This is a genomic window from Streptomyces sirii (genome assembly GCF_045690365.1).
Classification (GTDB): Bacteria; Actinomycetota; Actinomycetes; order Streptomycetales; family Streptomycetaceae; genus Streptomyces; species Streptomyces sirii.
Window position 1 is genome coordinate 3,793,791 of record NZ_CP147982.1, and the last position, 24,181, is coordinate 3,817,971.

General features: G+C 71.9%; 23 protein-coding genes. 8 read left to right on the top strand and 15 right to left on the bottom strand.

Features of this window, described 5'->3' with window-relative positions:
- Positions 1-396: 396 nt before the first annotated feature.
- Genes WAB15_RS16900 through WAB15_RS16910 form a run of 3 tightly spaced genes read right to left on the bottom strand, consistent with a single transcriptional unit; the run spans position 397 to position 3,244 of the window.
- Positions 397-1,581, bottom strand: a complete 1,185-nt coding sequence (locus WAB15_RS16900; protein WP_399149724.1) for a dipeptidase — start codon at positions 1,579-1,581, stop codon at positions 397-399.
- Positions 1,578-2,117, bottom strand: coding sequence for a 5-(carboxyamino)imidazole ribonucleotide mutase (purE, locus tag WAB15_RS16905; RefSeq protein WP_399149725.1), 540 nt, complete (start codon positions 2,115-2,117; stop codon positions 1,578-1,580). Before purE ends, WAB15_RS16900 begins: the two co-directional genes overlap by 4 nt.
- Positions 2,114-3,244: a 5-(carboxyamino)imidazole ribonucleotide synthase gene (locus tag WAB15_RS16910; RefSeq protein WP_407289239.1), complete on the bottom strand. Its 1,131-nt coding sequence runs from the start codon at positions 3,242-3,244 to the stop codon at positions 2,114-2,116. Before WAB15_RS16910 ends, purE begins: the two co-directional genes overlap by 4 nt.
- Positions 3,245-3,429: 185 nt before the next feature.
- Here WAB15_RS16910 and WAB15_RS16915 point away from each other — a divergent pair, with 185 nt between their 5' ends.
- Both WAB15_RS16915 and WAB15_RS16920 read left to right on the top strand, forming a co-directional pair.
- Positions 3,430-3,858: a protease inhibitor I42 family protein gene (locus WAB15_RS16915; protein WP_399149726.1), complete on the top strand. Its 429-nt coding sequence runs from the start codon at positions 3,430-3,432 to the stop codon at positions 3,856-3,858.
- A gap of 136 nt (positions 3,859-3,994) precedes the next feature.
- On the top strand, positions 3,995-4,513 hold the full coding sequence (locus tag WAB15_RS16920; protein WP_407286760.1) for a GtrA family protein: 519 nt from the start codon (positions 3,995-3,997) through the stop codon (positions 4,511-4,513).
- Between the two features lie 10 nt (positions 4,514-4,523).
- Here the strand turns inward: WAB15_RS16920 and WAB15_RS16925 are convergent, their stop codons facing one another.
- A complete protein-coding gene (locus WAB15_RS16925) occupies positions 4,524-5,771 on the bottom strand; it encodes an ATP-binding protein (protein ID WP_399149728.1) in 1,248 nt (415 codons plus the stop codon).
- Between the two features lie 6 nt (positions 5,772-5,777).
- Positions 5,778-6,458, bottom strand: a complete 681-nt coding sequence (locus WAB15_RS16930; RefSeq protein ID WP_033266590.1) for a response regulator transcription factor — start codon at positions 6,456-6,458, stop codon at positions 5,778-5,780.
- A 486-nt stretch (positions 6,459-6,944) separates the two neighbouring features.
- Here WAB15_RS16930 and WAB15_RS16935 point away from each other — a divergent pair, with 486 nt between their 5' ends.
- A complete protein-coding gene (locus WAB15_RS16935) occupies positions 6,945-8,474 on the top strand; it encodes a peptide MFS transporter (protein WP_407286761.1) in 1,530 nt (509 codons plus the stop codon).
- Between the two features lie 72 nt (positions 8,475-8,546).
- Here WAB15_RS16935 and WAB15_RS16940 read toward each other — a convergent pair whose 3' ends face one another.
- The 6 genes from WAB15_RS16940 to WAB15_RS16965 all read right to left on the bottom strand — a co-directional run bounded on the left by WAB15_RS16940 (position 8,547) and on the right by WAB15_RS16965 (position 14,140).
- Positions 8,547-9,968, bottom strand: a complete 1,422-nt coding sequence (locus tag WAB15_RS16940; RefSeq protein ID WP_407286762.1) for a hypothetical protein — start codon at positions 9,966-9,968, stop codon at positions 8,547-8,549.
- Positions 9,968-11,098 (bottom strand): hypothetical protein, encoded by a 1,131-nt coding sequence (locus tag WAB15_RS16945; protein ID WP_407286763.1) that lies wholly within the window; start codon positions 11,096-11,098, stop codon positions 9,968-9,970. Before WAB15_RS16945 ends, WAB15_RS16940 begins: the two co-directional genes overlap by 1 nt.
- Complete coding sequence (locus WAB15_RS16950) at positions 11,095-12,084, bottom strand: hypothetical protein (protein ID WP_407286764.1); 990 nt, start codon at positions 12,082-12,084, stop codon at positions 11,095-11,097. The genes WAB15_RS16945 and WAB15_RS16950 overlap by 4 nt, the downstream gene beginning before the upstream one ends.
- A gap of 46 nt (positions 12,085-12,130) precedes the next feature.
- Positions 12,131-12,835: an LPXTG cell wall anchor domain-containing protein gene (locus WAB15_RS16955; protein WP_407286765.1), complete on the bottom strand. Its 705-nt coding sequence runs from the start codon at positions 12,833-12,835 to the stop codon at positions 12,131-12,133.
- 258 nt (positions 12,836-13,093) lie between these two features.
- Positions 13,094-13,597, bottom strand: coding sequence for an ATP-binding protein (locus WAB15_RS16960; RefSeq protein WP_399149734.1), 504 nt, complete (start codon positions 13,595-13,597; stop codon positions 13,094-13,096).
- A gap of 174 nt (positions 13,598-13,771) precedes the next feature.
- Positions 13,772-14,140, bottom strand: coding sequence for an STAS domain-containing protein (locus tag WAB15_RS16965; protein WP_393499903.1), 369 nt, complete (start codon positions 14,138-14,140; stop codon positions 13,772-13,774).
- 389 nt (positions 14,141-14,529) lie between these two features.
- On the opposite strand from WAB15_RS16965, the gene WAB15_RS16970 reads away from it, so the two are divergent.
- Positions 14,530-15,342: an RNA polymerase sigma factor SigF gene (locus tag WAB15_RS16970; RefSeq protein WP_399149735.1), complete on the top strand. Its 813-nt coding sequence runs from the start codon at positions 14,530-14,532 to the stop codon at positions 15,340-15,342.
- Positions 15,343-15,471: 129 nt separating this feature from the next.
- Here the strand turns inward: WAB15_RS16970 and hutI are convergent, their stop codons facing one another.
- The 4 genes from hutI to hutU are packed head-to-tail and all read right to left on the bottom strand — an operon-like array spanning position 15,472 to position 20,916.
- Positions 15,472-16,653 carry an imidazolonepropionase gene (gene hutI, locus WAB15_RS16975; RefSeq protein ID WP_399149736.1) on the bottom strand — a complete coding sequence of 394 codons (1,182 nt, stop codon included), beginning with the start codon at positions 16,651-16,653 and terminating at the stop codon, positions 15,472-15,474.
- Positions 16,654-16,670: 17 nt separating this feature from the next.
- Complete coding sequence (locus WAB15_RS16980; RefSeq protein ID WP_407286766.1) at positions 16,671-18,020, bottom strand: formimidoylglutamate deiminase; 1,350 nt, start codon at positions 18,018-18,020, stop codon at positions 16,671-16,673.
- Complete coding sequence (locus tag WAB15_RS16985) at positions 18,011-19,228, bottom strand: allantoate amidohydrolase (protein ID WP_407289240.1); 1,218 nt, start codon at positions 19,226-19,228, stop codon at positions 18,011-18,013. Before WAB15_RS16985 ends, WAB15_RS16980 begins: the two co-directional genes overlap by 10 nt.
- Positions 19,229-19,245: 17 nt before the next feature.
- Positions 19,246-20,916 (bottom strand): urocanate hydratase, encoded by a 1,671-nt coding sequence (gene hutU, locus WAB15_RS16990; protein WP_407286767.1) that lies wholly within the window; start codon positions 20,914-20,916, stop codon positions 19,246-19,248.
- 267 nt (positions 20,917-21,183) lie between these two features.
- On the opposite strand from hutU, the gene WAB15_RS16995 reads away from it, so the two are divergent.
- From WAB15_RS16995 to WAB15_RS17010, 4 genes are all read left to right on the top strand, one after another.
- Positions 21,184-21,690, top strand: coding sequence for a hypothetical protein (locus WAB15_RS16995; RefSeq protein ID WP_407286768.1), 507 nt, complete (start codon positions 21,184-21,186; stop codon positions 21,688-21,690).
- Complete coding sequence (locus WAB15_RS17000) at positions 21,687-22,073, top strand: transcriptional regulator (RefSeq protein WP_393487864.1); 387 nt, start codon at positions 21,687-21,689, stop codon at positions 22,071-22,073. Before WAB15_RS16995 ends, WAB15_RS17000 begins: the two co-directional genes overlap by 4 nt.
- Positions 22,074-22,153: 80 nt before the next feature.
- Complete coding sequence (locus tag WAB15_RS17005) at positions 22,154-23,059, top strand: ABC transporter ATP-binding protein (protein WP_407289241.1); 906 nt, start codon at positions 22,154-22,156, stop codon at positions 23,057-23,059.
- Between the two features lie 46 nt (positions 23,060-23,105).
- Positions 23,106-24,095: an ABC transporter permease gene (locus WAB15_RS17010; protein WP_407286769.1), complete on the top strand. Its 990-nt coding sequence runs from the start codon at positions 23,106-23,108 to the stop codon at positions 24,093-24,095.
- The last annotated feature ends 86 nt before the right edge of the window (positions 24,096-24,181 follow it).

The window sequence follows — 24,181 nt, forward strand, 5'->3', positions numbered from 1 at the left end:
GCTTCCCACGTTTTCGGCTTTCCCGCCGTGGTGGTTTCTCGCCGTTGCGCCTGGCGGCGGGCGTTTGTTTGTCGGGTGCGGTGACAGCCCTACGGACTCCGTCCTACGGTCTGTCCCCTCCCGTGGGTGAGGGGAGGACAGGCAGGTGGGGGCGGGCCCCGTCCGTCGACCGCGCACACACGAAAGCTGACGTCCACCCCCACCGGCCTTCTCCCACCCCCAACGGGAGGGGGCGGGCCGGAGGGGTTGGGTGTCCGGACGTAAAGCGCAGCAGTCCGGACACCCAACCCCTCCGGCCCGTCACCGGCAGCCGAACAGCCCCGCGCAGCGGCAACAGCCCGCCGCAGGCGAACCACGCGAAACCCCCACGGCGGGAAAGCCGAAAACGTGGGAGGACTAGCCAAGCGCAGCGATCGTTGCATGCGACGGCCCCCGCCGCCCGCGCTCGACCCGGGACACATCCTCCGCCGCGCGCAGCACCCGTACCGCGTTCTGCCAGGTCAGCTTGGCCAGGTCGGACGGGGACCAGTTGCGGTCCAGTAGTTCGGCGAGCAGGTTCGGGTAGCCCGCCACGTCGGCCAGGCCGTCCGGGGTGAAGGCGGTGCCGTCGAAGTCGCCGCCGATGCCGATGTGGTCGACGCCGGCGACCTCGCGCATGTGGTCGAGGTGGTCGGCGACGGTGGCCGCGGTGGCCCTGGGCCGCGGGTTGGCGGCCTCGAAGGCTCGTTGGACCGTCATACCCGCCTCGGTGGTGTCGAGGTGGTGCAGACCGTGGGCGCGCATGTTCTCGTCGGCGCGCAGCGTCCACTCGACGGCCTCGGGCAGCACGAACTTCGGGACGAAGGTGGCCATCGCGACGCCGCCGTTGGCGGGCAGCTGGGCGAGCACGTCGTCGGGGATGTTGCGCGGATGGTCGCAGACGGCGCGGGCGGAGGAGTGCGAGAAGATCACCGGTGCGGTGCTGACCCGCAGCGCGTCGCGCATGGTGTCGGCCGAGACGTGCGAGAGGTCGACCAGCATCCCGCAGCGGTTCATCTCGCGGACGACCTCCTCGCCGAAGGCGCTCAGGCCCTGGTGGCGCGGCTCGTCGGTGGCGGAGTCCGCCCAGTCGATGGTGTTGTTGTGGGTGAGCGTCATATAGCGCACGCCGAGCCGGTACAGCGCGCGCAGCGTGGCCAGCGAGTTGTTGATGGAGTGGCCGCCCTCGGCGCCCATGAGGGAGGCGATGCGGCCCTCGGCGCGGGCCGCCTCCATCTCGTCGGCGGTGTGCGCCAGCCGCAGCTCGCCCGGGTAGCGGTCGGTCAACTGCCGTACGACGTCGATCTGTTCGAGGGTGGCGCTGACCGCCGTGTCACCCGCGTAGTCGGCGCGTACGTACACCGACCAGAACTGCGCGCCGACGCCGCCGGCCCGCAGCCGCGGCAGGTCGGTGTGCAGATGCGCGGACTGGTCGGCGGCGATATCGCGCCGGTCGAGGTCGTAGCGGACCTGTTCGCGCAGTGCCCAGGGCAGGTCGTTGTGGCCGTCGACGACGGGCCAGCGGGCGAGCAGGGCCCGTGCCTCCTCCAGGGAGGAGCTCACTTGGCGCCGCCGAAGCCGAAGCCGTTGGGGGTGGCGACCTTGTTGCGCAGCCGCTTGCCCTTCTCGGTGGCCTGCTCGTTCAGCTCCTGCTGGAAGTCGCGCATCCGGGCGAGGAGTTCGGGGTCGTGGGCGGCGAGGATCCGGGCGGCGAGGAGTCCGGCGTTGCGGGCGCCGGCGACCGAGACCGTGGCGACCGGCACACCGGCCGGCATCTGCACGATGGACAACAGGGAGTCCATCCCGTCGAGGTACTTCAGCGGGACGGGGACGCCGATGACCGGCAGCGGGGTGACCGAGGCGAGCATCCCGGGGAGGTGAGCGGCTCCCCCGGCGCCGGCGATGATCGCTTTCAGGCCACGATCGGCGGCGTCCTCGCCGTACGCGACCATCTCGCGCGGCATGCGGTGGGCCGAGACGACGTCGACCTCGTAGGGGATCTCGAACTCGGCGAGAGCCTGGGCGGCGGCCTCCATGACGGGCCAGTCGGAGTCGGAGCCCATGACGATGCCGATCACGGGGTTCGCGGCTGAAGTCATTCGGTGATCGTCCCTCGCAGATAGCCGGCGGCGTGTGCGGCGCGCTCGCGCACATCCGCCAGGTCGTCGCCGTAGGTGTTGACGTGTCCGACCTTACGGCCGGGCTTGACGTCCTTGCCGTACATATGGATCTTCAGCTGCGGGTCCCGTGCCATGCAGTGCAGGTACGCGTAGTACATGTCGGGGTAGTCGCCGCCGAGGACGTTGGCCATGACCGTCCAGCGGGCGCGCGGGCGCGGATCGCCGAGCGGAAGGTCGAGCACGGCACGGACGTGGTTGGCGAACTGCGAGGTGATCGCGCCGTCCTGGGTCCAGTGACCGGAGTTGTGCGGGCGCATGGCCAGCTCGTTGACGAGGATGCGGCGGGCGCCATCGGCCGTGACGGCCTCGAAGAGCTCGACGGCCAGGTGGCCGACGACCCCCAGCTCCTTGGCGATCCGCAGCGCCAGCTCCTGGGCCTGGCCGGCCAGCTCGGGGTCGAGGTCGGGCGCCGGCGCGATCACGGTGTCGCACACGCCGTCGACCTGGATGGACTCCACGACCGGGTAGGCGACGGCCTGGCCGTGCGGTGAGCGGACGATGTTGGCGGCCAGTTCGCGGACGAATTCCACCTTTTCCTCCGCAAGGACGGGCACCCCCGCACGGAAGGGCTCCTCGGCCTCCTTGGAGGATCGTACGACCCAGACCCCCTTGCCGTCATAGCCGCCGCGGACGGTCTTGAGGACCACCGGGAAGCCGTCGCCCTCCGCCGCGAAGCGCTCCACGTCCGCGGGGTCGGAGACGATGCGATGGCGCGGGCAGGGGACGCCGATCGCGTCCAGCTTGGCGCGCATCACCCCCTTGTCCTGGGCGTGCACCAGCGCGTCGGGACCGGGCCGGACGGGGATGCCGTCGGCCTCCAGGGCCCGCAAATGCTCGGTGGGGACGTGCTCGTGATCGAAGGTGATCACGTCGCAGCCGCGCGCGAAGGAGCGCAGCGTGTCCAGATCGCGGTAGTCGCCGATGACGACTTCGCTGACCACCTGGGCCGCCGAATCCTGCGGAGTGTCGCTGAGAAGCTTGAACTTGATGCCGAGGGGGATACCCGCCTCGTGGGTCATACGGGCGAGCTGACCGCCGCCGACCATGCCGACTACCGGGAACGTCACGCCCCCCAGGGTATCCGCCCCGCGCCGCTGCCCCGACCCCGGCTTGGATGATCCTCCGAGTTCGCGCGTTCGAAGATCGCCGGTGGAAGATCGACATCGGCCATTAGTCTCGGGCACGGGTGTGCGACCGGTGCCGGGCTGCGGCCCGGCCAAGGGGAGGCCGGATGGAAAGCAGTGGCATATCGAGGGGCGCCCGGGCGCTGGTGATCGGCGTGGCGATCGCCGCGCTGGTGGTCGCCGTGCACTCCGTGGTCAGTCAGCTGTCCGCGCCGAAGGTCTTCGACGCGGACGACACCGAGATCGCGGTCGAGGCCGGCGACCGCTTCAGCGTGCGGGTCGAGGACGACCCGGCCGGCCGCTACCACTGGATCATCGCCCCGCCCCGACCCGACCCCGGCGTCCTCGCAGCGGCCGGTGCCCGCGAGGTCCCCGGCGGCGCCGCGCCGTCCGGCAGCGGCCCCGCCCGCTACCTCGACTTCGAGGCGGTCCGTGCGGGCCGTACGGACTTACGGCTGCTGCGCTGCCGCAGCTGCGCCACCGGCGCCGAGGAGCCGGGCGCCCGCACCCTCAACTTCCGCGTGACCGTCGGCTGACCGCATGCGCCCGGGGGCCGTCCGCACACAATGGCCGGGAGTTGGGCACCGCCGTTCGAGGCGTGGTTAGCATGAGGGAGCGGACCAGGGTTGACGGCCGCGAACACCGCCCACAACGGGGAGCTGAACGACCACCATGAGTGAACGGAGCGCGCTGCGGACGCAGCTGGAGGCGCTCACTCGCGAGCTGGTCAAGTTCGGCGCGGTCGGCGGCGCGGGGGTCGTGGTCAACTTCGCGGTGTTCAACCTCGTACGGCAGCTGACCGAGGTGCCCGTCGTCCGGGCCAGCATCATCGCGACGGTCGTGGCGACCGGCACCAACTACCTCGGCTACCGCTACTTCACCTACCGCGACCGCGACAAGCGGGGACGCACCAAGGAACTGACGCTGTTCCTGCTGTTCAGCGCGGTCGGCCTGATCATCGAGAACGGCCTGCTCTACATCGCGACCTATGGGTTCGGCTGGGACAGCCGGTTGCAGAGCAACGTCTTCAAGTTCCTCGGCATCGGCATCGCCACGCTCTTCCGTTTCTGGTCCTACCGCACCTGGGTCTTCCGCACGCTGCCCGCGCGGGAGGCGATAGAGACCGCCGAGTCCTTCCTCGACGACGACGCCCACCGCCCCTCGCACCCGCGCAGCGGCTCCCGGAAGTAGCCGGGGCCGCTCACCCTTCGACGGGATCCGCCTCGCGGGCCAGGAAGAGCGCGAAGACCGGCGGATGCTGCTGGAGCAGCTCCAGCCGCCCGCCGTCCGCCTCCGCGAGGTCCCGGGCGACGGCCAGGCCGAGCCCCGTGGAGTTGCGGCCGGAGACGGTCCGTTCGAAGACCCGCGAGCCGAGGTCCGGCGGAACGCCCGGTCCGGCGTCGGTGACCTCGACGACCGCCTGGTTGCCGGTGACGCGGGTGCGCAGCGCGACCGTACCGTCGCCGTGCATCAGCGAGTTCTCGATCAAGGTGGCCAGCACCTGGGCGACCGCGCCCGGTGTGCCGACCGCCCGCAGGCCCTTCTTGCCGGAGCGGACGATGGCCCGCCCGGCGCTGCGGTAGGCCGGCCGCCACTCCTCGATCTGCTGCTTGACCACCTCGTCGAGGTCGAAGGCGACCGCGGAGCCGCTGCGCGGATCCCGCGAGTTGGTCAGCAGCCGCTGGACGACGTCGGTCAGCCGCTCGACCTGGGCCAGCGCGATGGTGGCCTCTTCCTTCACGGTCTCCGGGTCGTCGGTGACGGTGATCTCCTCCAGCCGCATGGACAGCGCGGTCAGCGGCGTACGCAGCTGATGGGAGGCGTCCGCGGCCAGCCGCCGCTCGGCGGTCAGCATCCGGGCGATGCGTTCGGCGCTGGCGTCGAGCACGTCGGCGACCCGGTCCAGCTCCTGGACGCCGTAGCGGCGGTGGCGGGGGCGCGGGTCGCCCGAGCCGAGCCGCTCGGCGGTCTCGGCGAGATCGGTCAGCGGCGCGGTCAGCCGGCGGCCCTGGCGCACGGCCAGCACGACGGCCGCGAGGATCGCCAGCACCGCCACGGCCAGGATGACCAGCAGCGTCCGGCCGATCTCCGAACTGATCGTGGAACGCGACTCCTCGACCGTGACGGACTCGCCGCGGTCCCCGCGCACCGTCGACTCGATGACATCGCCCGAGGGCCGCTGCCCGATCTCGATCGGCGCCTTGCCGGGCACCTTGATCTCGGCGTACCGCTTGGCGGTGATCTGCTCGGAGAGCACGTCCGGGGTGATCTTCTCGCCGCTGCCCAGCCGGCTCTCCACGATCCCGACGAGCCGTACCGCCTCGGACGACACGCTCTCCTGTGCACCGGACTGGATCGTCCGGGTCTCGACGATCACCAGCGAGACGCCGAAGACGGCGATCACGACGAGCACCACGGCGAGCGTGGAGTTGATCAGGCGACGGCGCACGGGCCCCTAGCTCTTTTCGAAGCGGAAGCCGACGCCGCGGACGGTGGCGATGTAGCGGGGGTTGGCGGCGTCGTCCCCAAGCTTCTTGCGCAGCCAGGAGATATGCATGTCGAGCGTCTTGGTGGACGACCACCACGTGGTGTCCCAGACCTCGCGCATCAGCTGGTCGCGGGTGACGACCCGGCCGGCGTCGCGCACCAGCACCCGCAGCAGGTCGAACTCCTTCGCCGTGAGCTGGAGTTCCTCCTCGCCCATCCAGGCGCGGTGCGACTCGACGTCGATCCGTACGCCGTGGGTGGCGGGCGGCTGCTGGGGCTCGGCGGTGGAGCCGCGGCGCAGCAGGGCCCGGACGCGGGCGAGGAGTTCGGCGAGCCGGAAGGGCTTGGTGACGTAGTCGTCGGCGCCGGCGTCGAGGCCGACGACGGTGTCCACCTCGTCGGCCCGAGCCGTCAGCACCAGGATGGGGAAGGAATGGCCTTCGTTGCGCAGCCGGCGGGCGACCTCCAGGCCGTCCATACCGGGCAGCCCCAGGTCCAGGACGACGAGATCGATATTGCCCTGGAGACCGGCGTCGAGCGCCGTCGGGCCGTCCTCGCGCACCTCGACTTCGTAACCCTCGCGGCGCAGTGCGCGGGCGAGCGGCTCCGAGATGGACGCGTCATCCTCGGCGAGCAGTACACGGGTCATGGCCCGATGGTAGTCCGATGTATCGCGCCCGAGGGGCGGACCAGCGCGGATGGCTCTTGGCGGACCGTTTCCGCGACCATCACGGCCGTGAGCTGCGGACCCTTCGAAGGGGCGGCAAGGGAAGGTTCCCGACCCGAATGTGAGCGTTGTCTCACGGCATACAAACGCGCGTTAACGAGACGTATGGTGGCCAGACGTCCGTCGCACAACTCCGGGACCGAGGCTCTTAACGGGAGTCGGCGGTCCCTGTTGTGTGCAGGCTGGCACCACCAGTCCTGAACACAGTGAATGACCTGACGACCGGGTCCGCCGCGCAGCAGCACGGGGGGCGTGGATCCCGGTGTACGACCGTCCTGCCGGAACCGCCTCGCGTGGTGCCGAACCCCCGGGCGTGGGGGCGGGCATGTCTGCACCGGTGCCGGTCAACCCCCACAGGGCGCGTATCGGGATTCTCGAACGCGTCCCGAGCAGACCAAGGAAACTTCCATGGCGTCAAGCCTGACGAAGGACAACGCCAAGCAGGGAACCCCTGTGGACGGCGGCAAGACCTTCTTCGGCCACCCCCGCGGACTGGCCCCTCTCTTCATGACCGAGATGTGGGAGCGCTTCAGCTATTACGGCATGCGCGCCCTGCTCGTGGTCTATCTGATCTCCGGTGGCCCGGACGCCGAAAAGGGCGCCCAGGCCGGCGGTCTGGCCATGAACGCGGTCACCGCCTCGGCCATCTACTCCATCTATGTGGCGATGGTCTATCTGCTGGCCCTGCCCGGCGGCTGGATCGGCGACCGCATCTGGGGCCCGCGCAAGACCGTCGCGGTCGCGGCCGGCGTGATCATGACCGGCCACCTGGCGCTGGCGGTACCGGGCCAGGCGATGTTCTTCGTCGGTCTGGCGCTGGTCGCGGTGGGCTCCGGTCTGTTGAAGGCCAACATCTCGACCATGGTCGGCCACCTCTACAACGGCCCCCAGGACCCGCGCCGGGACGGCGGCTTCACCGTCTTCTACATGGGCATCAACATCGGTGCCTTCGCGGCGCCGCTGGCCATCGGCACGGTCGGCCAGAGCGTCAACTGGCACATGGGCTTCGCGCTGGCGGCGCTCGGCATGGCCCTGGGCCTGGTGTCGTTCCTGGTCGGCACCCGCCACTTCAGCCCGCAGTCCAGCGTCGTGCCGACCCCGCTGCAGGCGGAGGAGCGCACCGCGTGGCTGCGCAAGGGCCTGATCTGGACCGCCATCGCCGCGGTCTTCTACGGCGTGCTCGGCTTCACCGGTCACTTCACCCTGAACTGGGCGCTGGTCCCGCTCGCCCTGCTCGGCCTGGTCATCCCGATCACGGTCCTGGCGCGCATCAAGCGCGACAAGGAGCTGACCGACACCGAGCAGACCAAGGTCAGCGGCTACATCTGGTTCTTCGTGGCCGCCGCGGTGTTCTGGATGATCTTCGACCAGGCGGGCTCGACGATGTCCGTCTTCGCGGAGAAGAAGACGAACGGCGAGGTCTTCGGGCTGAGTTTCCCCTCCTCGTGGTTCCAGTCCGTGAACCCGCTGTGGGTCATGGCCCTCGCCCCGGTGTTCGCCTGGCTGTGGCTGCGGCTGGCACGCCGCGACCGCGAGCCGAGCACCACGGTGAAGTTCTCGATGGCGATGGTCTTCATCGGCGCCTCGTTCGCCGTCTTCATCGTCCCGATGATGATGGCCTCGGACGGTTCGAAGGTCAGCCCGATGTGGCTGCTCTCCATCTACATGATCCAGACCATCGGCGAGCTGTGCCTGTCCCCGGTCGGCCTGTCGGTGACCACCAAGATGGCGCCGCAGAAGTACGCGAGCCAGATGCTGGGCGTGTGGTTCCTGGCCGTCACCGCGGGCGACTGCATCGTCACCCTGCTGTCCACCGGCGGCGCGGACCTGAGCGGTATCCCGGTGCTGGCCGTCGAGGCCGCCATGGCGGTGCTGGCCGGTCTGGCGATCTACCTGAGCCGCAAGAAGATCGTTGCGCTCATGGGCGACGTCCGCTGACGCGACCCGCAACCATGGAAGGGCCCGGTACGCCGCTGCGTACCGGGCCCTTCCGGTGTCCTGGCCGGTGTCCTACCGGCTCAGCCGCCGCCACGGCGTGAAGGTGAAGACCGCCGCGCCGAGCAGGATGACCGTGCCGGCGACCAGGCCGAGCGCGGTCAGCGAGCCGTGATCACTGGCTCCGGTCTCGGCGAGACCGCCGCCGCTGCCGCTGCCGCTGCCGCCCGAGACGCCGGCCGGTCCCGCCGTGCCGCCGCCGGAGGCCGCCGCGCCGCCCGACGAACCGCCGGAGGTGCCGCCCGGCTGCGCCGCGGTGTCCAGCGTGAGCGAGGCGCCCGGGTCCTTCTCCGGGGTGCAGGTCGTGGTCGTACCCAGGGCGTTGACGGTGAGCACGCCCGGGGTCAGCGTGGCCTTGCCGGTGGCACCCGGCTTGTAGGTGCCCTTCAGGTCGGGGATCTCGATCGGGTCGCCGGACTTGATGGGCCCGGGGTTCGTCGGGCCCTCGACCTTCACCGAGCCCTTGTCCGCGCCGCCCACCTTGACGTCCATCGACGGCTTGACCGAGTCCTTGGGGATATCGGCCGGGCTGTCCATGACGGACTTCTTGAACTGCACCGTCAGGTCGTAACCGCCGCCCTTCTTCACCGCGTCGATCTGCACCGGCGAGGTCGCCTTCTTGTCCCCGATGGGCGTCTTGCAGGCGTAGGGGACCATCACCTCTTTGCCCTTGTACGCGGTGCCGTCGGGGTCGCCGCCGGAGCCGCCGGTCGAACCGCCGGAGCCGGTCGTACCGCCCGAGGTGCCGGTGCTGGTGCCGCCGTCGTCGCCGCCCCCGGTGGTGCCGCCGCTCGCGGTGCCCCCGGTCGTGCTGCCGCCGTCGGTGCCGCCGCTCGTGGTGCCGCCGCTCGTGGTGCCGCCGGAGGACGTGCCCCCGGAGTCGCCTCCGCCGTCGGTCACCTTCACCGTGACCGCGGGCTTCACCGCTTCCTTGGCCGAGCACTTGGTGTCCGTGGAGATCGGCTTGTTGACGTTGATGTTGTAGAAGCCGGGCGTGAGGGTGATCTCACCGGGCTTGGTCAGCTTCAGCTTGCCCTTCATGTCGGACAGCTTCATCGCGCCGCCCTTGGGGATCGGCGGATTCTCCCGCGGCCCCTCCATCGGCAGCTCGCCGGTCTGCGCCCCGGCCACCGTGATCGTGCCGGTGGGCTGGACGGTGTTCTCCCCCAGGTCGAGGATGTCGGGGTTCTTCGACGCGGCCTCGACGGTCTTCCAGACCACCTCGATCTCGTCGCCGACCTTCGCGGTCGCCGGTGCGCTGACGGCCACCTTCGTGGTGCCCTCGATCGGCGGCATCCCCGATATCGGCGGCGGCAGACACTCCGTCTTGTACGACACCTCCGCCGCCTGGGCGGTACCGGCCGCGGCCATGACGCCCGCACCCGCGAGCACCAGCGCGGCCGCCGAGGCCACCGCGGCTCTCCTCCGTTGCCTCATCACGCAGAACCTTTCGACGTCGGTCGTTCGGTTGATGTGGTGGTGGACGGTGCGGTGTCCTGGGTGAACCACGGCAGGGCGGCGCCGTCGCCGTCCTCCGTGGCAGCGCTTCTGCCGGTGGTGCGTGTCCTGCGGCCGCCCGCGGTACGTGTCCTGCGGCGGCCGGCGCGGCGGGCCGTACGGCGCGGGCGCACCCGGTCCACGATCGCCATCCCGACGCGGAACACCGCCGTCGGGACCACGACGCACAGCAGCACCCAGAAGAGCGTCACGCCCCAGGGCCTGCCGACCCCCCAGGGCTGCTCGACCAGTACCTTGCCGCCGTACTTGAGTGAGACCAGGTAGTCCCCGTGCGCGCCGGCCGCCAGCTCGACCGGCAGCCTGACCTCGGCTTTCTTCCCGGCGGGGACGGTCCCCCGCCACTGCTGCTCCTCCCATTGGGGCGCGAAGACGCCGTGCGAGGTGCCGACTTCGAAGACCGGGTCCTTGGCCGGCGTCGAGCCGAGGTTGCCGACCGTGACGGTCAACTCGCGCTGCGGCGGGGCGCCGAACCAGGTCAGCAGGCCGCTGCTGCCCGACAGCCGCGGCTGGGCGAGCACCGCCAGACGGCCACCGGTGCGCTCCTCGGGCAGCGGCGCCACGGGGTGGCCCGCCACTTTGAACGCGGCGTCCGCGGCGGCCGCCGCACCCGTCACCGTCGCCACATGCACCACACAGGGGCAGGGCTTGGGCGGCTCGGCGACCGGAAGGCTCTTGCGGAAGGCGCCGTGTGCGTCCGTTCTGACGGCCCGTCCGTCCCCGTTGGCGCAGGAGTTGGTGCCGCCGATCATGTTCTGTCCGCAGATCAGCAGCGTGAGCAGCACCTTGGGCCGCCAGCCGCGGCCGGTCACGGTGAGGGCACCGCCCTTGCCGGCCTCCTTCTCGGAGAGCCGGACGGTGGGCTCGCCGTCGGCCCGGGAGCGCGCACCGGCCACGGCGTCCGGTGTGACGGCCAGTGCCAGGGCCACGCACAGGGCCAGTACGGCCGCCACCCGCCTCGGCCCTCGGGGCCGCCGGCCCGCGCCCGCCCTCCGGGGCGCTCCGGCGCCGGCTGCCGCGCCGGCCGTCGACCTGCCCTGCTCGCCGTTCACGATCGCGCTCCTGACCCCGTGTGCGTCAACCGACCTGCCGCGTCGGCCACTTCGCCACCGGACGACGGCTCGCCGCCGGCGGCGTCCCGCTCGCCCGGCGGCCGGTCCGGGCCCTGGGTGCGGCGCCACCGGAGGGCCACCGCGCCGCCCACCCCCGCCGCCACGACGAGCGCCGCACCGGCGCCGGCGCCCCACGGGAGGGCCGTGTACGACGCCGTGGCGGACGCGTGCGCACCGCCCTCGGCCGTCACCGCGAGTCGTACGTCCACCGCGTCCAGATCGGGCGGATCCGGCCATTTCTCCGTCAGGTCGACGCTCTGGCCGGGCTTCAGAGTGAGCGGCAGGGTGCGGGCGGCGCGCCGCAGCACCGGGCCGGACACCCCCTCGGCGCGCACCGCCAGCCGCGGGGTGAGCGCCGTGTTGCCGCGGTTGACCAGCGTGTACCGGATGACGGCCGCGCTCCCCCGGCCCCGCACCGCCACGTTCTCCACGGTCAGCGCGGACAGCTCCGGTCCGGTCACCCGCAGATGGACCGGTACGGTGACCCGCCCGCCTCGCCCACCCGCACCGCCGCCGGTCGCGACGATCGCCCCGGTGTGGTCGCCGGGGAGCGCGTCGCGCGGCACGGTCGCCGAGAACGGGACGCCCGCGCGGGTGTGCGGCGGGACCTTCACCTCGCGCGCGGCGAACGCGATCCACGATCCGGAGCCGGATCCGGAGCCGCGCAGCCGTACGGTGACGGCGTGGCCGGTGGGGTTGCCGAGGGCGAGCCGGTCGTTCATGACGGTGCCCGGCGCGCCCTCCAGATAGAAGTACGGGCGGTCCTGTGCGCTCGGCTCGGCGCCGTCACCGGGCGCGGGCGCCGCGGACCAGCGCGGGTCCGCGGCTGGGGCGGACGGCTGCGCCCCGGCCGCGGCGGGGCACGGCAGCACGGCGGCGGCCGCGAGGATCACCCCGCTGGCCGCTGTGCGCGGACGAAACGGCATCGGCGGCTCCTGGTGCTCGTACGCGTGGGGCGGGACTACCGGAGCGTCAGGCCCGCTGCCGGCGGCGGGTCAGCCAGAGCGCACCGGCCGCGCCGGCCAGCAGCACCGTGCCGCCGAGGGTGCCCAGCGCGATCGCGGAGTCCGCGGGCCCGGTCTGCGGCAGCTGCCCGGAGGAGCCTCCGGCGGCCGCGCCGCCGCTGCCGCCCGAGCCGCCGGACCCCTTCACGTCGAGGGTCAGCGAGGGCTTCGGGTTGTTGCTGGGGGTGCAGGTGGTGGTGGTGCCCAGCGCCTTGATGGTGAGCGTGGCGGCCGTGAAGGTGACCTTGCCACTGCCCTTGGGCGTGTACGTACCGCTCAAGTCACTGATCTTGATGGGGGTGTTGGCCGGTATCGGCTGGTCGTTCGGGGGCCCGGCGACCGGCACCGTACCGCTCTCCGCGCCGCCCAGCTTGATCAGCGCGCTCGGCTTCATCGCGCCCTTGCCCAGCTCCACGGGGCTGGAGGAGACGCCCTTCTCGAAGGACATCACCAGCTTGTACGCACTGCCGCTGGGGGTGCTCTTGATGTCGATGGGCGAGACCGCGCCCTTGTTCCCGATCGGTGTCTTGCACTGGTAGTCGACGTCGACGACCTCGGCGTGGGCGGCCGGCGCGGTGAGCATCACCGCGGACCCCGCCGCCATCGCCACCGCGGCGGCGAGGCACGCCGCCCGGCGCGGACGCCTGCCGTGCTGTTCGTAGAAGCGGGTCACCTTCCGTTCCCCTTCTCCCGGTGGGCGCACCGCCGGACGTTACTGACGGCACATCAGATTGGCCGCTCAAGGTACGCCGGGGACCTTGTCGAGGGAAGGCAAAGCACAGCCCCGATCCGTACGGCCCGGGGGCGGCGGGGAAAAACCGGCCGTGGCGGCGGCGGTCGCGGGGCACACCCGCGGCGCAGAGGACGCAGACGACACAGCGCGGGCCCGCAGGCCCGCGCTCGCCTCTCCGCCGCCCGATCCGCCGGCCCGTCAGGACGGCGCGGCGAGCTCCGCCCAGACGGTCTTGCCCGCGCCGTCGGCGTTGCGCACCACGCCCCAGTCCAGGCACAGCCGCTGCACGATGAACATGCCGTGACCACCGGGGCGGCCCGGACGGTGCGGGCTGCGCGGCGCCGGCGACCCCGCACCGAGGTCGCTGACCTCCAGGCGCAGCACCTTGGCGGTGCAGCGCAGCCGCAGCTCCTCGGGCCCTTCGGCGTGCAGGCAGGCGTTGGTGACCAGCTCCGAGACGACCAGCAGCACATCCTCGGCGGCGGCGCGCTGATCGGCGGTGGCGGCCGGCAGCCAGCCCCAGTCGTGCAGGGCCTGCCGGGCGAAGTCACGGCCTCGCGCCACGGCGCCCCGGGTGCCCGCCAGGCGCAGCCGGCGGATCTGGCCCACCGGCGCGGCGGCGGCCGGAACGGCGGCGGAGGCGCCGGCGCCGCCCGGCTCCGGGCCGAGATCGCCCGGCGGGTACGGCCGGGTGGTGCTCATCAGCGCTTCACCTCACCGATTCGCCTATTCACGGAGAACAGATAGCTGACTGGTTGCAACGGATTCAGATGTCTCCTGCCCGACCGGACCGTGAGAACACCCACTTGTTGGGTACGGAAGTTGTGACACGTACTACGCGCCCGGAACGCATCATTCCGGGCGCCGTATGCCATGTCAGTCGGCCAGCGCCGCATCGAGGGAGTCGTGCACCGTGAAAACCGCCTCCGCGCCGGTGATCTCGAAGACCCGGGCGACCACGGGCTGCATCTCCACCAAGTGGACCCCGCCCCCTTCGGCCTCGGCTTTCAGGCGCGCGCCGAGCAGGACATTGAGGCCGGTGGAGTCCATGAACTCAAGGCGTGAGCAATCCACCACCAGGCGTGCGTATCCGTCGTCCACACAGCCTTCGAGTGACTCACGCAACAGATCGGCGGTGTGGTGGTCAAGCTCACCCGCGACCGTCACGACCGCGCTGGCGCCGTGATGGCGGATCTCGACGTGAAGCCGACCCCGGCTCGCACTGCCGACCGTCCCGCGGTCCATGCGCGCGCACCCCTTTTGCTGTCTCGACGACGACTGATTGCTGACGACTGCGCTCGTCGAACCCTACGCCTTCCTGACGCCCGCTGGTAGCCGAACAATCCGCATATTGCCCAATATACGGACAACACGCACTTGCCATCTTCAGGCAAACCCAGGTAGGCGTAGTAAGGACACATTCGAAACGGCCGGCTTTGGAGGCGCCGCACACCGCAGCATCACGGAGAGGCATCGGCAGCCATATGCCGAGAACGATGGAGGAGACCATGTCACCCCGGCTCGACGAATTGCGCACCGACGACCACCGGCAGCCCGCATCGTCGACACCCCTGTCCGACCCGACCGGGCAGATCCCTTCCCAGTCGCGCCCTGCCGAATCAGACCCGGCAGGAATGCCTGAGATCGACGGTCTGCCCGAGATCCCGCCGTTCGACGAGGTGGGTCCGGTGGACGCGAGGGCTCTGTCCAAAACCCTCTTCGAGCGGCTTGAGACGCTTGAGGAAGGCACGCACGAATTCGCGTACGTCCGCAACACCCTGGTCGAGCTCAACCTCGCCCTGGTGAAGTTCGCGGCCTCCCGCTTCCGCTCCCGCAGCGAGCCCATGGAGGACATCGTCCAGGTCGGCACGATCGGCCTGATCAAGGCGATAGACCGGTTCGAACTCAGCCGTGGCGTCGAGTTCCCGACGTTCGCGATGCCGACCATCGTCGGCGAGATCAAGCGCTTCTTCCGCGACACCAGCTGGTCGGTGCGCGTTCCGAGGCGTCTGCAGGAACTGCGCCTGGACCTGGCCAAGGCCGGCGACGAACTGGCGCAGAAGCTGGATCGCGCCCCCACGGTGCACGAACTCGCCGAACGCCTCAACATCACCAACGACGAGGTCGTCGAGGGGATGGCCGCGAGCAACGCCTACACCGCGAGCTCGCTGGACGCCCAGCCCGAGGAGGACGACAGCGAAGGCGCGCTGGCGGACCGCATCGGCTATGAGGACCACGGCCTGGAGGGCATCGAGTACGTCGAGTCCCTCAAGCCGCTGATCGCCGAACTGCCGCCGCGCGACCGCAAGATCCTCTCGCTGCGCTTCGTGGCCAATATGACGCAGTCCGAGATCGGCGAGGAACTGGGCATCTCCCAGATGCACGTCTCCCGTCTGCTCTCCCGCACCCTCGTGCGGCTCCGCAAGGGCCTGATGGTCGAGGAGTGAGCAACCCGCGGTCCCTGCCGGCCCACCGCGGCCGGCAGTCGCCCGCGCGGAGGAGGGCCTGCCCCGAGGCTTACTGGGGGCGGGCCCTCCTTTGCTGTGCGGCCGTCCGACGACCCGACGGAAGACCCGTCAGACCAGAACTCCCTTGTGCCACACGGCCGATACGAGCGGGACGCCCGGGCGGTAGGCGAGGTGGACGTGCGAGGGGGCGTCCAGGAGGGCGAGGTCGGCGCGGGCACCGGGGGCGATCCGGCCGACGTCGGTACGGCGCAGCGCGCGGGCACCGCCCGCGGTGGCCGACCAGACGGCCTCGTCGGGCGTCATCCCCATGTCGCGGACGGCCAGCGCGATGCAGAAGGGCATCGAACTGGTGAAGGACGAGCCGGGGTTGCAGTCCGTGGACAGCGCGACGGTGGCGCCGGCGTCGAGCAGCGGGCGGGCGTCGGGCCACTTGGCGCGGGTGGAGAACTCGGCGCCCGGCAGGAGGGTGGCGACGGTCTCGGACTGGGCGAGGGCGTCGATGTCGGCGTAGCTGAGGTGGGTGCAGTGGTCGGCGGAGGCGGCGCCCAGTTCGACGGCGAGCTGGACGCCGGGGCCGTGGCCGAGCTGGTTGGCGTGCACCCGTACCTGGAGCCCCTTGGCCTGACCGGCGGTCAGGACGGCGCGCGCCTGGTCGCCGTCGAAGGCGCCCTTCTCGCAGAAGACGTCGATCCAGCGGGCGTGCGGGGCGCAGGCGTCCAGCATCGGGCCGGTGACGAGATCGACATAGCCGGCCGGGTCGTCGGCGTAGTCGGGGGAGACGATATGCGCGCCGAGGAAGGTGACCTCGTCGGTGTGCTCGGCGGCGATGCGCAGCGCGCGCGCCTCGTCCTCGACGGTCAGGCCGTAACCGGACTTGGTCTCCTGGGTGGTGGTGCCCTGGCGGAGCGCCTCGGCCAGGTAGCGGGCGACGTTGGCGTGCAGGGCCTCGTCGGTGGCGGCGCGGGTGGCCGCCACGGTCGTGCGGATGCCGCCGGCGGAGTACGGGCGGCCGGACATCCGGGCGTTGAACTCCGCGGTGCGGTCGCCGGCGAAGACCAGGTGCGAGTGGGAGTCCACGAAGCCGGGGATGCCGGCCCGGCCGCCGGCGTCGACGGCGTTGTCGGTGGCGGGTGCTTTGCTGGAGGTACCGACCCAGGCGATGCGGTCGCCGTCGATGACGACCGCCGCGTCCTGGATCAGACCGAGGGGGCCTTCGCCGAGGGAGGGGTCGTTGGTGACGAGCTGGGCGATGTGGGTGATGGCGGTGGTCGGCGCGGAGGTCGTCGTCATCGCGGGGGTGTTCTCCTTCAGCCGCGCACGGCGGCGATGGACTCTGCGAGTGCTGTGGGCACGTCGGGGACAAGAGTGTGCACACCGTCCCGGACGATCTGCCGCCCGCCGACGATGGTGTGTCGCACATCCGCCGCGGAGGCGGCGAATACGGCCGTCTCGGCGGCCAGCCGGGGCAGTGGTCCGGCGGTGCGTACGGAGTCCAGCGCGATCGTGGTGAGGTCGGCGAGCGCGCCGGCTTCGATACGGCCGGCGTCGTCCCAGCCCAGGGCGGCGTGGCCGTCGGCGGTGGCGGCGCGCAGCAGGGCGGCGGCCGTCCAGTGTCCGCGGGTGCGGGAGCGCAGCCGCTCGTCGAGCTCCATGGCGCGGGCCTCTTCGAGCAGGTCGATGACGGCGTGGCTGTCGCTGCCGAGCGACAGCGGGCTGCCGCGGCCCTGGAGCCGGACGGCCGGGCCGATGCCGTCGGCCAGATCGCGTTCGGTGGTGGGGCACATGCACACCCCGGTGGTGGAGTCGCCGAGCAGCCCGATGTCCTCGCCGGTGAGGTGGGTGGCGTGCACGGCGGTGGTGCGGCGGCCCAACGCGCCGTGTTCGGCGAGGAGTTGGGTCGGGGTGCGGCCGTGCGCCTCCTGGCAGGCGTCGTTCTCGGCGGTCTGCTCGGAGAGGTGGACGTGCAGGGGCGCCCGCCGCTCGCGGGCCCAGTCCGCGACGGTGCCCAACTGCTCGGCGGGGACGGCGCGCACGGAGTGGATGGCGGCGCCGATGCGGGCGTGCTCGCGGCCGCCCTTGAGCGCGTCGGCGCGCTGTGCCCACTGGTCGGCGGTGCCGTCGGAGAAGCGCAGCTGGTGCCGGTTGGGCGGGGTGCCGAAGCCGGCCGAGAGGTAGGCGGTGTCGAGCAGGGTGATGCGGATACCGGCGTCGGCCGCGGCCGCGATCAGCGCCTCGCCCATCGCGTTGGGGTCGCTGTAGCGGGTGCCGCCGGGCGCGTGGTGGAGGTAGTGGAACTCTCCGACGCAGCTGATGCCGGCCAGCGCCATCTCGGCGTAGGCAGCGCGGGCGAGGGCGAAGTAGCTGTCCGGGGTGAGCCGGTCGGCGACGCCGTACATCACCTCGCGCCAGGTCCAGAAGGTGCCCGAGCCGACCTGGACGGTGCCGCGCAGCGCGCGGTGGAAGGCGTGCGAGTGGGCGTTGGCCAGGCCCGGGATCGTCAGGCCGCGCAGCGCGACGGCGCCGGGCGGCGGGGCGTCGGCCCCCTTGCGCACGGCCGTGATCCGCCCGTCCGCGACGTCCACGCTCACGCCCGGCTCGACATGCGTGCCGAGCCAGGCGTGTTCGAGCCAGTAGCTCGTGGGTGTCGTCAGTGGCACGCCAGCCCCTCCAGAACGTCGGCGAGTGCGGTGACCCCGGCGACGCAGTCGTCCTCCTCCGCCGCTTCGGCGGGTGAGTGCGAGACGCCGGTGGGGTTGCGGACGAACAGCATGGCCGTGGGGATGGTGCCGGACAAAATTCCGGCGTCGTGCCCGGCGCCGGTGCCCAGGACGGGCACGGTGCGCCCCTGCGTCTTGCCGAGGATCGCGCTCAGCTCCTCCCGCAGGGCGTGCTGGAACTCCACGACGGGGGTGAAGGATTCGCGCACGACGGTCAGGTCCACGCCGTCGCGGGCGGCGCGCTCGGCGGCCGCCTGCTCGATCCCCTGGATCACGGTGTCCAGCGTGTCCTGGTCGGCGGCGCGGGAGTCCAGCCAGCCGCGGACGAGCGAGGGGATGGCGTTGACGCCGTTCGGCTCCACGCTGATCTTCCCGAAGGTGGCCAGGGCGCCGGCCAGCCGGGCCTGCTCGCGGGCGGCGAGCACGGTCGCGGCGTAGCTGAGCATCGGGTCGCGGCGGTCGTCGAGGCGGGTGGTGCCGGCGTGGTTGGCCTCGCCGTGGAAGTCGAACCGCCAGCGGCCGTGCGGCCAGATGGCGGAGGCGATGCCGACCGGGTCGCCCGACAGGTCCAGCGCGCGGCCCTGCTCGACGTGGAGCTCGACGAACGCACCGATCCGGGCGAGCCGTTCGGGGTCCGGGCCGATGGCGTCGGGGTCGTATCCGGCGCGCTCCATGGCCTGCGGGAGGGTGGTGCCCTCCCCGTCACGCAGCTGGTGCGCGGCCTCGGCGGTCAGCGCACCGGCGGCGAGCCGGGAGCCGACGCAGGCCAGACCGAAGCGGGCGCCCTCCTCGTCGCCGAAGTTGACGATCGCCAGCGGCTTGCCGAGCTCGGCTCCCCTGCTGCGCAGTTCGTCGAGCGCGGCGAAGGAGGAGACCACGCCGAGGGGGCCGTCGAAGGCGCCGCCGTCCGGTACGGAGTCCAGGTGGGAGCCGGTGACGACGGCGTCACCGGGGGCCACGTCCTGGTAGCCGCCGGCGCCGAGCCAGGCCCACTGGTTGCCGTTGCGGTCCAGTTCGTAGGCGAGACCGCGGGCCTCGGCCTGGGCCCGGAACCACGCCCGGCAGTCGGCGTCGGCGCCGGTCCAGGCGTAGCGGCGGTAGCCCCCGGAGGAGGAGTTGCGGCCGATCGGCCGCAACTCCTGCCACATCTCGTGGAACGAGGCGGTCACGCGCCCTCGCCTTCGCCCTCGCGCATCGGGATGCGGACACCGCGCTCGGCGGCCACCTCGTCGGCGCGCTCGTAACCCGCGTCGACATGCCGGATGACGCCCATGCCCGGGTCGTTGGTCAGCACCCGGCGGATCTTCTCGCCGGCCAGCGGCGTGCCGTCGGCGACGGTCACCTGGCCCGCGTGGATGGAGCGGCCCATGCCGACGCCGCCGCCGTGGTGCAGCGAGACCCAGGAGGCGCCGGAGGCGACGTTGACCATGGCGTTGAGCAGCGGCCAGTCGGCGATCGCGTCCGAGCCGTCCTTCATGGCCTCGGTCTCGCGGTAGGGCGAGGCGACGGAGCCGCAGTCGAGGTGGTCGCGGCCGATGGCCAGCGGCGCCCGCAGCGTGCCGTCGGCGACCATCTCGTTGAACCGCTCGCCGGCCTTGTCCCGCTCGCCGTAGCCGAGCCAGCAGATCCGTGCGGGCAGGCCCTGGAAGTGGACCCGCTCCCCGGCCAACTTGATCCACCGGGCCAGCGACTCGTTCTCCGGGAACAGGTCGAGGATCGCCTTGTCGGTTGCCGCGATGTCCCGTGCGTCACCGGACAGCGCCGCCCAGCGGAACGGCCCCTTGCCCTCGGCGAACAGCGGGCGGATATAGGCGGGCACGAAGCCCGGGAAGGCGAAGGAGCGCTGGTAGCCCGCGAGTTGGGCCTCGCCGCGGATGGAGTTGCCGTAGTCGAAGACCTCGGCGCCGGCGTCCATGAAGCCGACCATCGCCTCGACGTGCTTGGCCATGGACTCGCGGGCGCGGGTGGTGAAGCCGGCCGGGTCCTTGGCGGCGTGGTCGGCCATGTCGGCGAAGTCGATGCCGGTCGGCAGGTACGACAGCGGGTCGTGGGCGCTGGTCTGGTCGGTGACGATGTCGATCGGCGCGCCCTCGGCGAGCATCTGCGGCAGCAGCTCCGCGGCGTTGCCGAGCAGTCCGATGGACAGCGGCTTGCGCTGGTCGCGGGCCTCGACGGCCAGCTGGAGCGCGTGCTGGAGGTTGTCCGCCCGCACGTCCAGGTAGCGGTGCTCGATCCGGCGCTCGATGGCACGCGGGTCGCAGTCGATGCAGATCGCGACGCCGTCGTTCATGGTGACGGCGAGCGGCTGGGCGCCGCCCATGCCGCCGAGGCCGGCGGTGAGGGTGATCGTCCCGGCGAGCGTGCCGCCGAACTTCTTCGCCGCGACGGCGGCGAAGGTCTCGTACGTGCCCTGCAGGATGCCCTGTGTCCCGATGTAGATCCAGGAGCCGGCCGTCATCTGCCCGTACATGGTCAGGCCGAGGGCCTCCAGGCGGCGGAACTCCTCCCAGTTGGCCCAGTCGCCCACGAGGTTGGAGTTGGCGATCAGGACGCGCGGGGCCCATTCGTGGGTCTGCATCACGCCGACCGGCTTGCCGGACTGGACGAGCATCGTCTCGTCCTGCTTGAGCGTGGTGAGGGTGCGCACCATCGCGTCGAAGGAGCGCCAGTCACGGGCGGCCTTGCCCGTGCCGCCGTAGACGACGAGCTTGTCCGGATGTTCGGCCACCTCCGGATCGAGGTTGTTCTGCAGCATGCGCAGCGCGGCTTCCTGCTGCCATCCCCGAGTACTCAGCTCCGTACCGCGCGTTGCCCGCACGGGTCGCGGTCCCGACATGGGCCGTGCCTCCCTGACTTCGAATGGATTGAGCTATTCACATAGTGGCGCTACTGAATAGCACTAGTCAACAGGGCGCGGTCGACCACCCGTCCGAGCGTCGCGAACCGGCCGCGCAGGCGAGGGAGACCCGGCGGCCGGACGTCGAACATTCGACTTGCCCGGCAGGAAAGTCTGGGGTAACTTTCCCAGTAGGAAAGTAAACGGGGACGAGCAACGGGGATCGCCCGGCCGAACGGTCCGGGCCGCCTTGGGGAGGCGATGACCATGAACACGCAGGTGGATGCCGAGCGGGCCTGGCAGGATCTGCAGCGGATCCGGGTGCCGCAGGAGCGGGTGTACGACGAGGTCGAAAGATGCGCGCAGGGCGACGCCCGGTCGACGTACACCATCGCCGCGATCATGTGGATCTTCATCGCGAGCTGGGGGATCGACCTCCCCGACTGGGCCTTCTGGCTGGTGCTCGCCGCGTATGTGGTCCTGGTCAGCACCCTCGGGGTGCTCCACAACCGCCGCAGCAGGGTGCAGCTGCACCGCTCGCGCCACAGCTGGCGCTCGCTCGCCACCTTCTTCGCGGGCGGGGCGGTGACCCTCGCGACGATCCTGGTCTCGGGCTACGTCGTCGAGTCGCTGGCGCTGCCGCTCGGCCATGTCATCCAGGCCACCGTCTCGGCCGCCGCGTTCGTGCTGCTCGTCGGACCGGCCAACCGCTGGGCGGCCGGCGCGCTGCGTGCCCACGGCGCGAGAGCCGTCCAGGGAGAGGTGGGCCGATGAGCACCCCGAGCGGGTTCGACGAACTGATCCACCCCTCCACCCGGCTGTCGGTGGTGGCGCTGCTCGCCGCGACGGAATGGGCCGACTTCCCCTTCATCCGCGACAGCCTCTCGCTGAGCGACTCCGCGCTCTCCAAGCAGCTGCACACGCTGGAGGAGGCCGGATATCTGGAGATCCGCAAGGAGGGCGGCGGCCGAAAGCGCCGCACCAAGGTGCGGCTGACCAGCCGCGGCCGCACCGCATTCGAGGGCCATGTGGCCGCGCTCCGCGCGATCGTCGAGGGCGCGGGTCCCACGACGGCGCCGACACCCCCGACACCATCCGCCGCGGGAGCGACCTCGGCCCCCCGGCACGACCAGCAGCACGCGGAGGCGGGCCGATGACGACGACCGAACACCTGACGGCACAGCCGGCGCCGAGCGCCCCGCCGGCCGCCGCACCGCCCGTCATCCGGGCCCGCGACATGCGGATGTCGTACGGCGGCACCGACGTGCTGCACGGCGTCGATCTGGACATCCACCGCGGCGAGATCTTCGCGCTGCTCGGCCCCAACGGCGCCGGGAAGACCACCACCGTCGAGATCCTGGAGGGCTTCAGGCAGCGTTCCGCCGGTGAGGTCGGCGTCCTGGGGACGGACCCGGCGCGCGGCGACGACGCCTGGCGCGGCCGGATCGGGCTGGTCCTGCAGTCCTGGCGCGACCACCGCCGCTGGCAGGTCGCCGAGCTGCTGACGCACTTCGCCGCGTACTACCCGCAGCCGCGCGATCCGGCCGGGCTCCTGGAACTGGTCGGCCTCACGGAGCAGGCCGGGCAGCAGGTCGACCGGCTGTCCGGCGGCCAGCGCCGCCGCCTGGACGTGGCGCTCGCCATCGTCGGCCGCCCCGAACTCCTCTTCCTGGACGAGCCGACCACCGGCTTCGACCCGGAGGCCCGCCGCGACTTCCACGACCTGGTGGAGCGGCTGGCCCGCGACGAGGGCGTCACGGTCCTGCTGACCACGCATGATCTGGCGGAGGCCGAACGGCTCGCCGACCGCATAGCGATGCTGGTCAAGGGCCGGATCCGGGCCTGCGGCACCCCAACGGAGCTGGCCCGGCGGGCCGCCGCGCACGCCGAGGTCCGCTGGACGGCGCCCGACGGCACGGCCCGCCGCGAGCGCACCGACGACCCGTCCCGGCTGGTGTGGGAGCTCCACCGCGACACCGGCGGACCGGTGCCCGACCTGGAGGTCCGCCGCCCGACGCTGGAGGACACCTACCTGCACATGGTGCACCGGGACGAGACGCCCGAGGGCACGGCCGGGGCCGGCACCGAGGGCGGGAACGGTACCGAGGGCGGGGCACCGGACGGGGAGCGGCGGGCCGCATGAGGGGCACACGCCGCAAGAGCGGCACGCGACAAACAGGGGGACAGAAGTGACCACAGCACCGCACACAGCCACCGCCGTCGAGCCGAGCGCACCGGCGGGCGGGACCGCAGGGGGCGGCACCCGCACGACGGCCGGGAACACCCACGCCAACGGCACCGGGCCGGCCGGGGCGGGGCCTGCCCCGCGCCGCCGCTACTGGCGAGCCGGCTTTCAGCGCGGCGGGATCGAGCTGCGCCATCTCCTGCGCAACCCCAAGGAGATGAGCGGCCATCTGGTCAACATCGTCGTGGCGTTGCTGCTCGCCGGCTATATCAGCGGCGACGTGCCCGGCACGCACACGCCCATGGCTCATCTGACGCTCGCCGGCTTCGCCGCGTATCTGCTGTTCCAGATCGGGCTGATCAACCTGCCGCAGATCCTGGTGACCGAGCGGGAGGAGGGCGCCCTGCTGCGGCTGCGCGCCACCCCCGGCGGTATACCGGCCTATCTCGTGGCCAAGTCGCTGCTGGTGGCCACCATGGCCCTCGGCACCCTGGTGCTCCTCCTCACCACCGCAGCGCTGCTGGTGGACGGACCGCTGCCGCACGACGCCGGCGACTGGCTGACGCTGCTGTGGGTCAGTGCGCTCGGGCTGCTCGCCGTCGTGCCACTGGGCGCGGCCATCGGTGCCGTGCTGCCCAACCCGCGCGAGGCGCTTGCGCTGATCATGCTGCCCGCGATGGGGCTGCTGGTCACCTCGGGCGCGATGTTCCCGCTCTCCTCCATGCCGGCACTGGTCCAGAAGATCGCTTCGGTCTTCCCGCTCAAGTGGATGGCGCAGGGGCTGCGCTCGGCCCTGCTGCCGGACGCCGCACGCGCCGCGGAACCGGCCGGCTCCTGGGAGCTGCCGACGGTGGCCCTCGTCCTGGCCGCCTGGGCGGTTGCGGGTTTCCTGCTCGCCATACCCCTGCTGCGCCGCGCCGCCCGCCGCGAGTCCGGCTCCCGGCTCACCGAACGCCACCGCAAGGCGAGCGCGGGCGGCACCCGCACCGTCTGACGCACCACCCGCACCGTCCGACAGCCGCACCCGCACCGTCCGACAGCACCACCCGCGCCGTCCGACGCAGGCGTCCGCGCGGCCGA

Bases quoted from the DNA above. Each gene is read 5' to 3' on its own strand.
- purE (WP_399149725.1), bottom strand. From the start codon at position 2,117: ATGACTTCAGCCGCGAACCCCGTGATCGGCATCGTCATGGGCTCCGAC.
- WAB15_RS16910 (WP_407289239.1), bottom strand. From the start codon at position 3,244: ATGGTCGGCGGCGGTCAGCTCGCCCGTATGACCCACGAGGCGGGTATC.
- WAB15_RS16915 (WP_399149726.1), top strand. From the start codon at position 3,430: ATGGAAAGCAGTGGCATATCGAGGGGCGCCCGGGCGCTGGTGATCGGC.
- WAB15_RS16920 (WP_407286760.1), top strand. From the start codon at position 3,995: ATGAGTGAACGGAGCGCGCTGCGGACGCAGCTGGAGGCGCTCACTCGC.
- WAB15_RS16930 (WP_033266590.1), bottom strand. From the start codon at position 6,458: ATGACCCGTGTACTGCTCGCCGAGGATGACGCGTCCATCTCGGAGCCG.
- WAB15_RS16935 (WP_407286761.1), top strand. From the start codon at position 6,945: ATGGCGTCAAGCCTGACGAAGGACAACGCCAAGCAGGGAACCCCTGTG.
- WAB15_RS16940 (WP_407286762.1), bottom strand. From the start codon at position 9,968: ATGAGGCAACGGAGGAGAGCCGCGGTGGCCTCGGCGGCCGCGCTGGTG.
- WAB15_RS16950 (WP_407286764.1), bottom strand. From the start codon at position 12,084: ATGCCGTTTCGTCCGCGCACAGCGGCCAGCGGGGTGATCCTCGCGGCC.
- WAB15_RS16960 (WP_399149734.1), bottom strand. From the start codon at position 13,597: ATGAGCACCACCCGGCCGTACCCGCCGGGCGATCTCGGCCCGGAGCCG.
- WAB15_RS16965 (WP_393499903.1), bottom strand. From the start codon at position 14,140: ATGGACCGCGGGACGGTCGGCAGTGCGAGCCGGGGTCGGCTTCACGTC.
- WAB15_RS16970 (WP_399149735.1), top strand. From the start codon at position 14,530: ATGCCTGAGATCGACGGTCTGCCCGAGATCCCGCCGTTCGACGAGGTG.
- hutI (WP_399149736.1), bottom strand. From the start codon at position 16,653: ATGACGACGACCTCCGCGCCGACCACCGCCATCACCCACATCGCCCAG.
- WAB15_RS16985 (WP_407289240.1), bottom strand. From the start codon at position 19,228: ATGTGGCAGGAGTTGCGGCCGATCGGCCGCAACTCCTCCTCCGGGGGC.
- hutU (WP_407286767.1), bottom strand. From the start codon at position 20,916: ATGTCGGGACCGCGACCCGTGCGGGCAACGCGCGGTACGGAGCTGAGT.
- WAB15_RS16995 (WP_407286768.1), top strand. From the start codon at position 21,184: ATGAACACGCAGGTGGATGCCGAGCGGGCCTGGCAGGATCTGCAGCGG.
- WAB15_RS17000 (WP_393487864.1), top strand. From the start codon at position 21,687: ATGAGCACCCCGAGCGGGTTCGACGAACTGATCCACCCCTCCACCCGG.
- WAB15_RS17005 (WP_407289241.1), top strand. From the start codon at position 22,154: ATGCGGATGTCGTACGGCGGCACCGACGTGCTGCACGGCGTCGATCTG.